The sequence below is a fragment of the Noviherbaspirillum sp. genome (assembly GCF_035627455.1).
Taxonomy (GTDB): domain Bacteria; phylum Pseudomonadota; class Gammaproteobacteria; order Burkholderiales; family Burkholderiaceae_D; genus Noviherbaspirillum.
The window spans coordinates 77,233-89,957 of record NZ_DASPLS010000086.1; the positions used below are offsets into that span (position 1 = coordinate 77,233).

At 65.7% G+C, this 12,725-nt stretch carries 10 protein-coding genes; 6 read left to right on the forward strand and 4 right to left on the reverse strand.

All coding sequences use genetic code 11. From position 1 onward, the window contains the following. Positions 1-70: 70 nt before the first annotated feature. Together VEC01_RS16940 and VEC01_RS16945 are read right to left on the reverse strand one after the other, a co-directional pair. Entirely contained in the window at positions 71-2,245 is a 2,175-nt protein-coding gene (locus VEC01_RS16940; RefSeq protein WP_324902085.1) for a DUF1631 family protein, read from the reverse strand. 325 nt (positions 2,246-2,570) lie between these two features. After that, positions 2,571-4,427 (reverse strand): phosphoenolpyruvate carboxykinase (GTP), encoded by a 1,857-nt coding sequence (locus tag VEC01_RS16945; RefSeq protein WP_324902086.1) that lies wholly within the window; start codon positions 4,425-4,427, stop codon positions 2,571-2,573. 362 nt (positions 4,428-4,789) lie between these two features. On the opposite strand from VEC01_RS16945, the gene VEC01_RS16950 reads away from it, so the two are divergent. From VEC01_RS16950 to VEC01_RS16960, 3 genes are all read left to right on the forward strand, one after another. After that, positions 4,790-5,782: a D-2-hydroxyacid dehydrogenase family protein gene (locus VEC01_RS16950; RefSeq protein ID WP_324902087.1), complete on the forward strand. Its 993-nt coding sequence runs from the start codon at positions 4,790-4,792 to the stop codon at positions 5,780-5,782. 156 nt (positions 5,783-5,938) lie between these two features. After that, complete coding sequence (locus tag VEC01_RS16955; protein ID WP_324902088.1) at positions 5,939-7,102, forward strand: MFS transporter; 1,164 nt, start codon at positions 5,939-5,941, stop codon at positions 7,100-7,102. After that, positions 7,099-7,698: an MOSC domain-containing protein gene (locus VEC01_RS16960; RefSeq protein ID WP_324902089.1), complete on the forward strand. Its 600-nt coding sequence runs from the start codon at positions 7,099-7,101 to the stop codon at positions 7,696-7,698. The genes VEC01_RS16955 and VEC01_RS16960 overlap by 4 nt, the downstream gene beginning before the upstream one ends. Here VEC01_RS16960 and VEC01_RS16965 read toward each other — a convergent pair. Continuing rightward, positions 7,655-8,413 (reverse strand): L-asparaginase, encoded by a 759-nt coding sequence (locus tag VEC01_RS16965; protein ID WP_324902090.1) that lies wholly within the window; start codon positions 8,411-8,413, stop codon positions 7,655-7,657. The two genes, VEC01_RS16960 and VEC01_RS16965, sit on opposite strands and share 44 nt — an antisense overlap. A 724-nt stretch (positions 8,414-9,137) precedes the next feature. Between VEC01_RS16965 and VEC01_RS16970 the strand changes: the two genes are divergently transcribed. Continuing rightward, on the forward strand, positions 9,138-9,644 hold the full coding sequence (locus VEC01_RS16970; protein WP_324902091.1) for a hypothetical protein: 507 nt from the start codon (positions 9,138-9,140) through the stop codon (positions 9,642-9,644). Between the two features lie 5 nt (positions 9,645-9,649). Here the strand turns inward: VEC01_RS16970 and VEC01_RS16975 are convergent, their stop codons facing one another. Further along, positions 9,650-10,555 (reverse strand): LysR family transcriptional regulator, encoded by a 906-nt coding sequence (locus VEC01_RS16975; RefSeq protein WP_324902092.1) that lies wholly within the window; start codon positions 10,553-10,555, stop codon positions 9,650-9,652. A gap of 108 nt (positions 10,556-10,663) precedes the next feature. Between VEC01_RS16975 and VEC01_RS16980 the strand changes: the two genes are divergently transcribed. Both VEC01_RS16980 and VEC01_RS16985 read left to right on the forward strand, forming a co-directional pair. Beyond that, positions 10,664-11,302 (forward strand): NAD(P)-dependent oxidoreductase, encoded by a 639-nt coding sequence (locus VEC01_RS16980; protein ID WP_324902093.1) that lies wholly within the window; start codon positions 10,664-10,666, stop codon positions 11,300-11,302. 471 nt (positions 11,303-11,773) lie between these two features. After that, positions 11,774-12,712, forward strand: coding sequence for a CAP domain-containing protein (locus VEC01_RS16985; protein WP_324902094.1), 939 nt, complete (start codon positions 11,774-11,776; stop codon positions 12,710-12,712). Positions 12,713-12,725: the final 13 nt, after the last annotated feature.

Below are 12,725 nucleotides of genomic sequence, written 5' to 3' on the forward strand. Positions count from 1 at the left end.
CGCAGGACGGCCCGCCGAGGCAAAAAAAGGGCGCGACCAGGGATGCGGTCGCGCCGTGGGGAAAGCAGCGTCAAGCCGCTGACTTCGCTTCCAGCATTGCGTCGTTGGCACCGAACGCGGCGGCCAGCGCGCGGCTCACCAGTCCCGGCTGCGATACGATCTGCGCGCGCCGCTCGCGCAGCGCCTGCGCCAGGCCTTCGGCGGAAATCGACAAGGCCTCCTGCCGTCCGCGCGCCGAAAACAGGAACAGGCTGCGCATCGGGCTGACCCAGGCCAGCTTCACCTTCATCGCCACGCCGTCCTTGCGCCGGAACTCCACCCAGGCGCCGCGTTCGATGGCGCCGACCATGCGGTCGTATTCGTCCGGCTCGGGCTGCGGCTGCTGCATTGCCTGGCGCTGCTGGCGCCGTTCCGCGGCGCGCTTGGCGACCGCCAGCGCGATCTGCATCTGGCGCTCCGGCGACAACTCCAGCGGTGCGCGCACGATCGACGCGTGGCACTCCGACAGTTCCTTGAAAAAGCGCTCGCGCTCCTTGCCCTGCCAATGGATCAGGTCGAGCCACTTGTTGAGCATCGCGATCATCGGCGGCAGCTTGGCCAGCAGTTCCTTGCGCTCGGCGGCGGTGATCTTCGGTTTCACGCTCCAGCACAGGTCGTCCATGGTCCTGAGCGCGCTGTCGACTGCCTGCGGTTTCTCGTCCTTCACGCCGTACGCGAGCGTGAGCACCGGAACCCATTTGTCTTCGAGGAAGGTCTCGACGAAGGCGACCACCTCGCCGGTGCCGATGCGCAGCGCCACCTCGTTTTTCGCGGCCTGCTCGCACTGCTGGTGCTTTTCCTGCTGCAGCGCGCTGCCGATCGGTTCCGCGTGCGCCTGTTCGAATGCGGTTTCGTCGCGCCGGATCATCGCTTCGAGCTCCTGCGCGACGTCGGCGAACACCGACGCATGCTGGTCGGATTCCTGCAGGATGCGGCGGACGCTGCGTTGGATCAGGGCGTAGACCGGGTCGGCGTCCGCCTTGCGGGTATCCCAGGCAACCGCCAGCCGGGCCAGCAGCTCGACTGCCCGGCGCGCCGGATGGCTTTGCTTGAAGAAGAAATCCTTGTCCAGCACGGCAAGCTTGAGCACCGGCACCTGCAGCGACCCGATCATCACTTTCATTTCGTCGGCGATGTGCTCGTTGTCGAATACCATGCGGAAGATGTTCTTCAGCAGGTCGAACACGCTGTTGTCGGCCGCGCTCAGCGCGCCGGCCGGCGCTTCCTTCCTGATCTTGTCCAGCAGCTCCACGTAGTACGGCACCGCGTTCCTGCCTGCCGCCGGCAAATGGCCGTTCACACTGCGCTGCACCGCAGCCAGATAGCCAACCAGCTCGTTGCGGGCGGCGGTGGCCTGCACGGCGTCGCCGGCGAACAGCGACGGGAAGTCGGATTCCAGCCTGCGTTCCGCCGGTTTCGCAGCCGGCTTCTCTTCAAACGGGAACAAGCGGCGCAACTGCTGGATGACCGGGTCGACCGCCGTGTCTTCCGGTGCCGGGGCAGCGGCCGGTTCAGCGGCCGGCGCTGCGCTTGCCAGGTGCGGCACGATGCCGCGCTTGATCAGCGCCATGTTCAGCGCATGCAGGATCGGCGCGAGGTCGATGCATAGCGACGGGCCGAGCAGGCGGTACACCAGGTGATGGGTACTGGTATCGGGCTGGAATTCACACCAGGCGTCATGCACGGCGGTCAGGAACACCTGCGGCCGGAACGGGTTTTGCGCCGTCGGCAGCTGGTCGCGCCCGAGCAGAGATGCGAGCCGCACGTTCAATGCGGTAAACCGGGTCGCGTTTTCGCCTTCGATCGCGCGCGACGCCTTGATCAGGCATAGCTTCTTGTCGACTTCCAGATCCGGCGGCAGGGACGCCGGCGCGGCGTCGCTCTCCTGTTCGGTTCCAGGATATTCGGCGGCCAGCACTTCGTTGTGCAGCAGCGTGCCGAGCTTTTCGGACACCACGTAGTAAAAGGGATAGCGATTGCGCTTGAGCAGGGCGGCGGAGGCGGCGCACAGCTTCGCTTCCTGCGGATCGGCCGCCTTTTTCGATGCTTCGAACAAGGCATCGGACAGCCGGGTGATGAAGCTGTCAATCTGCTTGTTGGCCAGGTTCCCCGCCGTATCGGCGAGCGCCTGCAGCACCTCGATCCGCAACGAGGGCGGGATCGGGTTGGCGCCTGGGGCGTCGTCGTGATGTGAAATGGAGTCCATGGCGTTGCCACATGTCGCGTAAAGAGATTTGCCCTCAGTAAATCACAGGCATGCAGGTATTGTGGCAGGATATTGCCGTACGGCAACTAGCGAATTGTAAGGAAAGGTTACTTTCCTTCTGGCAATATTGATAAGCCGGGGGATACGGTAAGCGCCCGCTTCAGGCGCAAGGAGTGCGCGTTATCAGGTCTTTCCGTTTTTACATCGTGAAAAAAACGGTTGCGCACAATGTGGCGTTTGCACCACGTAACAAAAAAAGCGCGGCCAGGTCGCCCTGCCGCGCTTTTTGCTGGCGTCCCGCCAAAGCGGGACCATGATGTGCCGCTTATGCTGCCAGCCGCTTCTCCAGCTGCGCCTTGGTCGACTCCAGCTCCGTCGGCAAGTGATACTTCAGCTTGTCGAACAGCTCCGCGTGCAGCGCCAATTCCGCTTCCCAGGCCGCCTTGTCGATGGAGGTGATCCGGTCGAACTGCTCCTGCGTGAATTCCAGGCCGTCCCACTGCAGGTCTTCGTAGCGCGGGGTGACGCCGAAAATGTTTTCGGTGCCGCCGGCCTTGCCTTCGATACGGTCGAGCATCCACTTCAAGACGCGCATGTTGTCGCCGAATCCCGGCCACACGAACTTGCCGTTCTCGTCGGTACGGAACCAGTTCACGCAGAAGATCTTCGGCAGCTCGGCCGGCGATGCCGCAATCTTCTTGCCCATGTTGAGCCAGTGCTGGAAGTAGTCGCTCATGTTGTAACCCATGAACGGCAGCATCGCGAACGGGTCGCGGCGCACCACGCCCTGCTGGCCGGCAGCCGCAGCGGTGGTTTCCGAACCCATGGTCGCGGCCATGTACACGCCTTCAACCCAGTTGCGGGCCTCGGTCACCAGCGGCACCGTGGTGGAACGGCGGCCGCCGAAGATGAAGGCCGAGATCGGCACGCCGGCCGGATCGTCCCACGCAGGGTCGATCACCGGGTTCTGGGTGGCGGCAACCGTGAAGCGCGCGTTCGGGTGCGCAGCCTTGCGGCCGGTTTCCTTCGCGATTTCCGGTGTCCAGTCCTTGCCCTGCCAGTCGATCGCATGCGCCGGCGGTTCCTTGGTCATGCCTTCCCACCAGACATCGCCGTCATCGGTCAGCGCGACATTGGTGAAGATGGTGTTGGCCGTCAGCGACGCCATGCAGTTGGAATTGGTCGCGGTATTGGTGCCCGGCGCCACGCCGAAATAGCCGGCTTCCGGATTGATTGCGTACAGGCGGCCATCGGCGCCCGGCTTGATCCAGGCGATGTCGTCGCCGATGGTGGTGACCTTCCAGCCGTTGAATGCCTTCGGCGGGATCAGCATCGCGAAGTTGGTCTTGCCGCAGGCGGACGGGAAGGCCGCGGCGACATAGTGCTTCTTGCCTTCCGGCGATTCCACGCCGAGGATCAGCATGTGCTCGGCCAGCCAGCCCTGGTCGCGGCCCATGGTCGACGCGATGCGCAGCGCGAAGCACTTCTTGCCGAGCAGCGCGTTGCCGCCGTAGCCGGAACCGTAGGACCAGATTTCGCGGGTTTCCGGATAATGCACGATGTACTTGGTCGGGTTGCACGGCCACGGCACATCCTTCTCGCCCGGCTGCAGCGGCTTGCCGACGGTGTGCACGCAGGGCACGAACTCGCCGTCGGCGCCCAGCACGTCATACACCGCCTTGCCCATGCGGGTCATGATGCGCATGTTGACCGCCACGTACGGGGAGTCGGACAGCTCGATGCCGATGTGCGCGATCGGCGAGCCGAGCGGGCCCATCGAGAACGGCACGACATACATGGTGCGCCCGCGCATGCAGCCATCGAACAGGCCGTTGAGCGTCACGCGCATTTCCGCCGGGGCGACCCAGTTGTTGGTAGGGCCGGCGTCTTCCTGCTTCGCCGAGCAGATGAAGGTGCGGTCTTCGACGCGCGCCACGTCCGACGGATCGGAGCAGGCCAGGTAGCTGTTCGGGCGCCTGGCCTCGTTCAGCTTCTTCATCGTGCCGGCGGCGACCATGTCGGCGCACAGGCGGTCATACTCTTCCTGCGACCCGTCGCACCAGTAGATGCGGTCCGGCTTGGTCAGCGCAGCGATTTCCGATACCCAGCTGATCAGCTTCTGGTGCTTGACGTAAGTTGGTGCATTCAATGCTGCAATGCCTCCCATAACGGGCTGGTTCATAAAAACTACCTCCAATGCCAATAAAGAATTCTGTCTTGTCCCGGCGGCACGGCAGGATCGTCGTCAGCTTTTGGCTCGGCTAGTGCGTGGTGGTCTAGCGGTACGGCGGTCTTGTCGAAGGCGGTCGTCTTGGTGTGACCGCGCGTCCCGAAAAATGGAATAATGCTCGGGTCGGTGGGATTGCAAACTCCGAGGGGGAGTTGTGAAAAATAGGTTCAGATTGTACACGCCCGCCATACCTTCGCTCAATGATTTACAACAAAATTGTAGGAATATTTGTTGAGTAATGTAGTAAGGCTTTCAGGTTTCTCTGAAGATCCGTATCTTTGCTACGCAATTCCCACGACCCCAGCATATTTCGCATGAAAATCGCCATTCTCGACGACTACCAGGACCGCGTGCGTCACCTCGACTGCTTTCACATTTTAGATGGGCATGATGTCAAAGTGTTCACGACTGGCGCAAAAGGTGTAGTACAGCTTGCGCTGCGTCTAAAGGAGTTCGACGCGCTGGTCCTGATCCGCGAGCGCACCGCGTTCAGCCGCCAGCTGCTTGGCAAACTGCCAAACCTCAGGCTGATCTCGCAAACCGGCAAGGTGAGTGGTCACATCGACGTCGCCGCGGCCTCGGAACGGGGGATCGCGATCGTCGAAGGCGTCGGCGACCCGACCGCGCCGGCCGAGCTGACCTGGGCGCTGGTAATGGCGGCGTCGCGCAAGATTCCCCAATATGCGGCGAACCTGCGCGACGGCCTGTGGCAGATGGCCTCGATCAACCCGGAGCTGAATACGCTGGGCCGGGTGCTGAAAGGCAGGACGCTCGGCATCTGGGGCTACGGCCGCATCGGCCGCCTGGTGGCGGGCTACGGCAAGGCGTTCGGCATGGACGTGCTGGTCTGGGGGAGCGACGCCAGCCGCGCCGCCGCACAGCAGGACGGCTGCCGCGCCGCCGACAGCAAGCAAGCATTGTTCGAACAGGCCGATGTGCTGTCGCTGCACCTGCGCCTGAGCGATGCCACGCGCGGCGCGGTGACGGCGGAAGACCTCGGCCGCATGAAGCCGGACGCGCTGATCGTCAATACCAGCCGCGCGGAGCTGGTGGCCGAAGGCGCGCTGGAAGCGGCGCTGCGACGCGGCAGGCCGGGCTTTGCCGCGCTCGATGTGTTCGACACCGAGCCCTTGCCGGCCGATGCTCCGCTGTTGCGCATGCCGACCGTGCTTGCCACGCCGCACCTTGGCTATGTGGAAAAGGACAGCTACGAGCTGTATTTCCGCGCGGCGTTCCAGAACGTCGCTGACTTCGCCAACGGCACGCCGAGGAACGTGCTCAATCCGGAAGTATTGCAGCGCGGGTAGGATGCATTGCCCGGCTGGGGTCGCGCGCACGGACATACACCAATGCTTGGGGTGGTATCACGCATTCCCGGCGGCATGTGCGCCGTGGGCTCGCCGTTCACGGCACAGCCGTTCGACTTTCGCTACACTAGAGGCTCGCCCATCCTGTGAGCCTCCATGCAATCCAGACTCTGGACCCTGACCCTCGGCAATTTCGCCATCGGCACCGGGGTGATGATCGTCCCCGGCATGCTCAACGAGCTCAGCGCCGATCTCGCGGTGTCGCCGGCCCGGGTGGGCCTGCTGATTTCCGCGTTCGCGATGACGATCTGCGTCACCGGGCCCCTGCTTGCCGGATGGACCAGTGCGGTCGACCGCCGCAAGCTGCTCACCGCGTCGCTGCTGCTGTACGGGATCATGCATCTGCTTGCCGCGCTCGCGCCCGGCTATGACGTGCTGCTGGCGGCGCGCATGCTGACCGCGATCGGCGCCGCGGTCTTCACCGCGCAGGCCGCCGCCACCGCCGGACTGATGGTGCCGCCGGAGACGCGCGGCAAGGCGATCAACCTGGTCTTCCTCGGCTGGTCGATCGCCGCGGTGGTCGGCACGCCGCTCGGCGCCTACCTCGGCGCGCATATCGGCTGGCGCCCGACGCTGGCGCTGGTTGGCTTGCTCTCCGCCCTGTTCGCCGCCGGGGTATGGCTGCAGATCCCGCCGAAGCTGTTCGTCGCGCCGATGGACCGCGCGGCGTGGAAGGTACTGTTCGCCGACACGCCGCTGCTGCTGGCGATCTCGGTGACCGCGATTCAGGCGCTCGGCATGTTCACCGTCTTTTCGTACATGGCGTTGCTGCTCAAGGATTTCATCGGCGCCAGTCCGGCGGTGATCTCCATGATGTTCCTCTGCTTCGGCATCACCGGCGTGCTCGGCAACGTGATCGGCGCGCGCGTGATGGACCGCGTCGGGCCGATGCGGGTGGGCGTGGCGGCGATGGGCTGCATGCTGGTGGCGGTCGCGCTGTGGCCGCTGACGCGCGGCTCGCTGCCGGCAACCGTGATCCTCACGCTGGTATGGGGCCTCGGCTGTTTCGCGGTGAACGGCTCGCAGCAGGCGCGGCTGGTGGCGATGGCGCCGCAGCTGGCGTCCGCGTCGGTGTCGCTCAATTCTTCCGCGATCTATCTCGGGCAGGCGGCCGGCGCCTTCATCGGCGGCCTGATCGTTTCCACCGCCGGCACCGCGCACCTGTCCTTCTACGGCGCGGTGCCGATCGCCGCGGCGATCGCGGTGTCGCTGTATGCGTCCAGCCTGGCCAACCGCCGCCGTCTTGCGGAGGCGGCATGAAGCTCGTGAGCGTCAACGTCGCCACGGCGGGAGAGCTGTTCATCCCGCAATCCGGGCGCGCGCGCCGCATCGTCACCGGGATCCACAAGCAGCCGGTGCCGGGGCCGGTACAGGTGAACAGGCTCGGGCTCGACGGCGATGAACAGGCCGACCTCACCGTGCACGGCGGGCTGAACAAGGCGGTCTATGCGTATCCGTCGGAACACTATGCATTCTGGGCAACGCAGCGGCTGGCCGCATTGAAGCGCGAGGAGCCGCTGCCCTGGGGCATGATGGGCGAGAACCTGACGCTGCAGGGCATTGCGGAGAGCGCGGTGTGGGTCGGCGACCGCCTGCAGATCGGCGGCCCGGGCGGCGTGCTGCTCGAAGTGACGGAGCCGCGCCAGCCCTGCTTCAAGTTCAATGCGAAGATGGGCTTTTCCCACGCGGCGAAGATGATGCTGCAGGCGGGCTGCAGCGGTTTCTACCTGCGCGTGGTGGAAACGGGGATGCTGCAGGCCGGCGATGCGGTGGTGCTGTTGCCCGGCCCGCGCCAGACGTCGATCGCGCAGATCAACGAACGACGCCGGACGGGGCGTCAGCGCGACCTGTTCTGAAACTGGTTTTCACCAGCGCGCGTCCGCCGGTCCAGATCCTGGTCCAGCCCGGCGGCCAGGGAAGCGGCGGACCGGCATACGCGGGCACGCCGCGCCGCACCGGAATCACCGGCAGATGGTCGGGCACCGGGCCGTCGCGCAGATCCCATCCCAGCGTGTACGCATAGTTCGGCAGCAAGGCTTCGCACACCGCGTCGAACCATGCGGTATGGTCTTCATCGCGGCGCAATGCCTGCGCCAGCCCATGCGGGTCGAAGCGCGCGAAGGCGCTCGCCAGCTCCTGCGCGCTCGCGCCCGGCTGGTCGCCCCAGCCCAGTACCGGATTGAAGTTGTAATCCGCGCCGGAGCCGTACCAGCCTTCGCGCCATGCGCGATCGATCCAGTTGCGCTGTCCGGTAAACAGATGCCAGCGCCAGTGCAGCCCGGAGGGCTTGGGCCAGGAATACAGATACAGGCGCTCGTAGCCGGCACGGTGCAGTTCGCGCACCATCGCCATCAGGCGCGCGTGCGGCATGCGGTCCGGCGCATCGCGGCGAAACCGGATCGGCTCGCCGTCGGCATGCTGCAGTTCGTCATGCGACAGGTTCAGGTCCAGCGTGCGCACTTCGTCGCCGAAGCGCGCCGACACCCAGCCGGTGAGCAGATTGACCGAGGTGATGACGCCATAGCCGCGATGGCGATGGAAGATGACGGTGCCGGGTGCGACGGGTTTCATGGGCAAGACTTCAGGCTGTAAAACTATCCGGTTCAAGACACGGAACGCAAAGGCTCCCGCCACTCTTCTATGGAGGGCAGTGCGCAAGGCGTTCAACACACTGTAAACCATTCACGAGGACAAATCACGTCTTGACAGCGATGTCTTTGTGAAGGCCTTTTCCCTGTCTGTTACAGGGCGACAAGAAAACCTGCATGACTCCACCGGTGCGAACAACAGCAGGCAAGGTGGTGCATGAGAAGCCGCTCGCCGCCTGTGACGAATTCTCGTTTACGGCGCCGGCATTGTGAAAGCGCTCCCTGTCGAGCGAGTGGGACAAGCGCCAGGGCAATTTGTTCAACGTCATCCCGTCACCTGCGCGCACCAGCTGTGCGCAAGCTCTTTCTGCCGAGCACTAAAAAGGTGCGGGCGCGCCACGTCTTCTTCGCCGCGTGCGGGGCCCGCAGCTTGATGCGTTCGAGTGCAATCGCTACGCACTGCGGCGTCGTCATGCTGCGACGCTGCGGACATTGCTGGCCTGCAAATTGCAAGCGCGGTGAGGCGCACTGTTTGCGTGCGCATGCATCCGCTTTCTACCCGCAGGCGCCGATGCATTTAACCCTTACCGAGGATTGCTCATGCACGATACCGCCAGGCTGGACGCCGACACCATTCCTTCCCCTGTGCGCGGCGCGGCGCGCCGTGCCGCAGGCAGCGCTGCCCGCGCGGCTGTCGGAGGGATGGCATGACCGACGCTATTCTCGGCAACGGGCCCTTGTACGAACGCTTGTGCGTGGTGGCCGAGGTCCTCGGCAAGTTCGTCTCCTGCTCGCCGCGCGCGGTCGACATCGCGCAGCTGGAAAGGCATACCGGGCGCACGGCGCGCGAACTGTTCCGCCTGTGCGCGATGCTGTGCCGCGAGCAGTTGCTGCGCCCCGCGCCCGGCCTTGCGCAGAGCTGGCTGCTCGCATGCCCCGCTGGCACCCTGACGCTGGAAGATGCGTTTCGCTGCGTGCTCGCCGAGCAGGCGGCCCGCGGGCGGCGCGCCACGGCGAAACCGGCGATGCCGGACGCGCCGCGGCGGGACGTCGACCTGCTGGTGATGCAGGCCGCGATGGGAATCAACCAGAGCGTGTTGCGGCACCTGCGCCAGTTTTCCCTCGACCGGCTGACGCTGCGGGCACCCGCCGCGCGCGGCCACCGCCGCGCCGAACCGGATGCCTGGGCCTGCGCGCGCCTGTCCTTCTCCTGAGGCCGTCAGCGCTGGCGCAGCCAGTCCCGGTAGAAATCGATGAAGGCCCTGACCTTCGGCGCCACGTGCCGTCCCGGCGGATAGACCGCATGGATGCCGGCGCGCGGCAGCGACCAGTCCGGCAGCAGCCGCACCAGACGTCCCCCCTTCAGGTCCGCCTCGACGCTGTACTGGTCGAGTACCGAGATGCCGGCGCCGCCGCCCAGCATTACGCGCAACGCGCCGGGCGCATCGACGCGCATGCGCGACTTCACCTGCACCGTGCGGGTGTCGCCGCGCCGCATGAATTTCCAGGTAAGCGGCGTGGGCAGCAGCGTGAGCGCCACCCAATCGTGCCGCGCGAGGTCTTCCGGGCGCTTCGGCCGGCCCGCGCGCTCCAGGTAGGCGGGCGAGGCCACCAGCAGCTGTTCGAATTCACCCAGCTTCACCGCGCGCAGCGACGAGTCACGCAGCCAGCCGAGCCGGATCGCCAGGTCGATGCCTTCGCCCACCAGGTCGGCCACCCGGTCGCCGGTGCGCAGGTCGATCTGCAGCAGCGGATGCAGCCCCGCAAATGCCGCAAGCGCCGGCGCCAGCGACTGCACCGCGTGGTCGACGCTGGTGGTCACGCGCAGCACGCCGGTCAGTCCATCCTTCCCGTTCTCCTGCCCGACCTGGTCGAGCGCGTCCCGCAGGCCGAGCAGCAAGGGCTTGCATTCCTCATGCAGCTGGCGTCCGGCGTCTGTCAGCGCGACGCGCCGCGTGGTGCGCGAAAACAGCATCGCGCCGAGCTGCGCTTCGAGGCGGCTGACCTGGATGCTGACCCTGGCCTTGGCGGTGCCGAGGCGTTCCGCCGCCGCGGTGAAGCTGCCGGCCTCCGCCACCGCGTCGAACACCAGCAGGCTGTTCAGGTCGATCTCTGGCACGGGCATGTCGATTGTTTAGGAATGGAAAACAATCAATTATTGCTTGTGCTGTTTATCTGATCAATCGATTTCGCGATGATGCAAGCGTGCCATTCAACGACCAAGGAGGATCTCATGCACATCGCACTCGTCGGCGCCACCGGTTTCATCGGTTCCGCCATCCTGAAGGAAGCGCTCGCGCGCGGCCATCGCGTCACCGCCCTTGCCGGGCATCCGGAGAAGCTGGCGGCGTCACCCAATCTCGTCGCCGTCGCGGCCGACGTACTCGACCGCGAACGGCTGGCGGCGCAGCTCAGAGGCCACGACGCCGTGATTTCCGCCTTCAGCGGCCACGCGCAGAAAGACACCTACGACTACTACATGCGCGGCATCCGCAGCATCATCGCCGCCACCGAACAGGCCGACGTGCCGCGCCTGCTGGTTGTAGGCGGCGCCGGCAGCCTGGAAGTGTCGCCCGGCGTGCAGGTCCTCGACAGCCCCGGCTTTCCCGCGATGTGGCGGCAGACCGCGGAGGGCGCGCGCGACGCGCTCGCGCTGCTGCGGGAACAGGCGTGGCTGAACTGGACCATGCTCAGCCCCTCGGCGTCGATCGCGCCGGGCCAACGCACCGGCAGGTTCCGGCTGGGCCTGGACCAGCTGTTGGTCGACGCCGCCGGAGAGAGCCGGATTTCGGTGGAAGACTATGCGGTGGCAATGGTCGACGAACTGGAAAAGCCGGCCCATGCGCGGCGCCGCTTCACCGTCGGCTACTAACGCAGGTCCCGGCGAGCGCCCGCACGGTTATGCTGCCGATGCATGGAACGATGCATACATGGCATTGGATTGACCCCGGGTAAATCGCCTACGATGCAGGTGCAGTGCCGGCTGGGGTCGAAACGTCTCTTCCACCCCGGCCGCTCCTGGGGTTGGAGTGGTGTCGGGCGACGCCACTCCTTTTTTTTCGCATGCGCCCTGTTCTGCCGGTTGCCATCGCGATGCCCCTCTTCACGACGCCCGGTTCTTACATTGGTTATTGCGGTTGTGCATCTGATTGCATCGTGTTGTTGGACGGCGCGCAAGACTGCGCGCCTCGAGTCCGGGTAAGGTTTCCGTAACGGGGCGCCCTGCAACCGCCCGGAAACTTTCCGTGTTGGCCTTGCAACCTAATGCCGCCGCCCGGCTCTAAACCGGCTTTCGGCGTCACGGTTGCTTCCCGGCCACCGCCCATTCTCGAAAGGACACAACATGGAGCGACATTCTCGCTCGGCCTTGCTTGCGCTGATCGCCGCGCTGGCGCTTGCCGCCTGCGGCGGCGGGGGCGGCGGCAGCAGTTCGGAATCCCGGCCGGAAACCGCATCGGTCGTCGCGGCCGCGCCCACCGGCCCGGCCGCGACCGGCAACACGGCGACCGACGGCGTGAACTGGTTCAATTTCCGCCGCCAGCAGCTCGGCCTGCGCGTGCTGACCCGTACCGCCGCCGCCGACGCCGCCGCGCAAGGCCATTCGGAATACGAGAAACTCAACGACGTCATCACGCACGAGCAGGATCCGGACGCGCCCGGCTTCACCGGCGTGGACGTGCGCGACCGGCTGGTCGCCGCCGGCTACCAGCTTGTCACCCGCTATGCGTACGGCGAGGTCCTGTCGGCCACCGGCGATCCGTCCGGCTTCAACGCGGCGGAAGACCTGATCGGCGCGATCTACCACCGCTTCGTGATCTTCGATCCGATCTTCGAACAGGTCGGCGGCGGCGCCGCCACGGTGCCGCGCGGCGCGACCTACTTCAGCGCCAATTTCGTCACGCAACGCCTCGACAGCGGGCTCGGAAAAGGCCGGTATGTGGTCTACCCGTTCGATAACCAGCAGGGCGTGCAGCGCAACTTCTTCAGCGACCACGAGGTCCCCGATCCGGTGCCGTCGCGCGACGAAGTCGGCTACCCGGTCAGCATCCACGCCGACATCACCTCGACAGTCGAGGTGCAGAGCTTCACGATCCGGCCGCGCGGCGGCGGCCAGCTGCAGGTGCGCCTGCTGCAGAGCACCGCCGACCCGCTCACGCCGTCCTCGGCCGCCGCAATCATCCCGCTCGAACCGCTGCGCCCAACCACCGTCTACGACGTGCAGTTCTCCGGGGCGGTGGATGGCGTCCCGGTCAGCCGGAACTGGTCGTTCACCACGCAATAAGCTGTTGAGGGGC

Excerpts from the sequence above, each read along its gene's own strand:
- VEC01_RS16950 (WP_324902087.1), top strand. The coding sequence starts at position 4,790 with ATGAAAATCGCCATTCTCGACGACTACCAGGACCGCGTGCGTCACCTC.
- VEC01_RS16970 (WP_324902091.1), top strand. The coding sequence starts at position 9,138 with ATGACCGACGCTATTCTCGGCAACGGGCCCTTGTACGAACGCTTGTGC.
- VEC01_RS16965 (WP_324902090.1), bottom strand. The coding sequence starts at position 8,413 with ATGAAACCCGTCGCACCCGGCACCGTCATCTTCCATCGCCATCGCGGC.
- VEC01_RS16945 (WP_324902086.1), bottom strand. The coding sequence starts at position 4,427 with ATGAACCAGCCCGTTATGGGAGGCATTGCAGCATTGAATGCACCAACT.
- VEC01_RS16940 (WP_324902085.1), bottom strand. The coding sequence starts at position 2,245 with ATGGACTCCATTTCACATCACGACGACGCCCCAGGCGCCAACCCGATC.
- VEC01_RS16975 (WP_324902092.1), bottom strand. The coding sequence starts at position 10,555 with ATGCCCGTGCCAGAGATCGACCTGAACAGCCTGCTGGTGTTCGACGCG.
- VEC01_RS16960 (WP_324902089.1), top strand. The coding sequence starts at position 7,099 with ATGAAGCTCGTGAGCGTCAACGTCGCCACGGCGGGAGAGCTGTTCATC.
- VEC01_RS16980 (WP_324902093.1), top strand. The coding sequence starts at position 10,664 with ATGCACATCGCACTCGTCGGCGCCACCGGTTTCATCGGTTCCGCCATC.
- VEC01_RS16955 (WP_324902088.1), top strand. The coding sequence starts at position 5,939 with ATGCAATCCAGACTCTGGACCCTGACCCTCGGCAATTTCGCCATCGGC.
- VEC01_RS16985 (WP_324902094.1), top strand. The coding sequence starts at position 11,774 with ATGGAGCGACATTCTCGCTCGGCCTTGCTTGCGCTGATCGCCGCGCTG.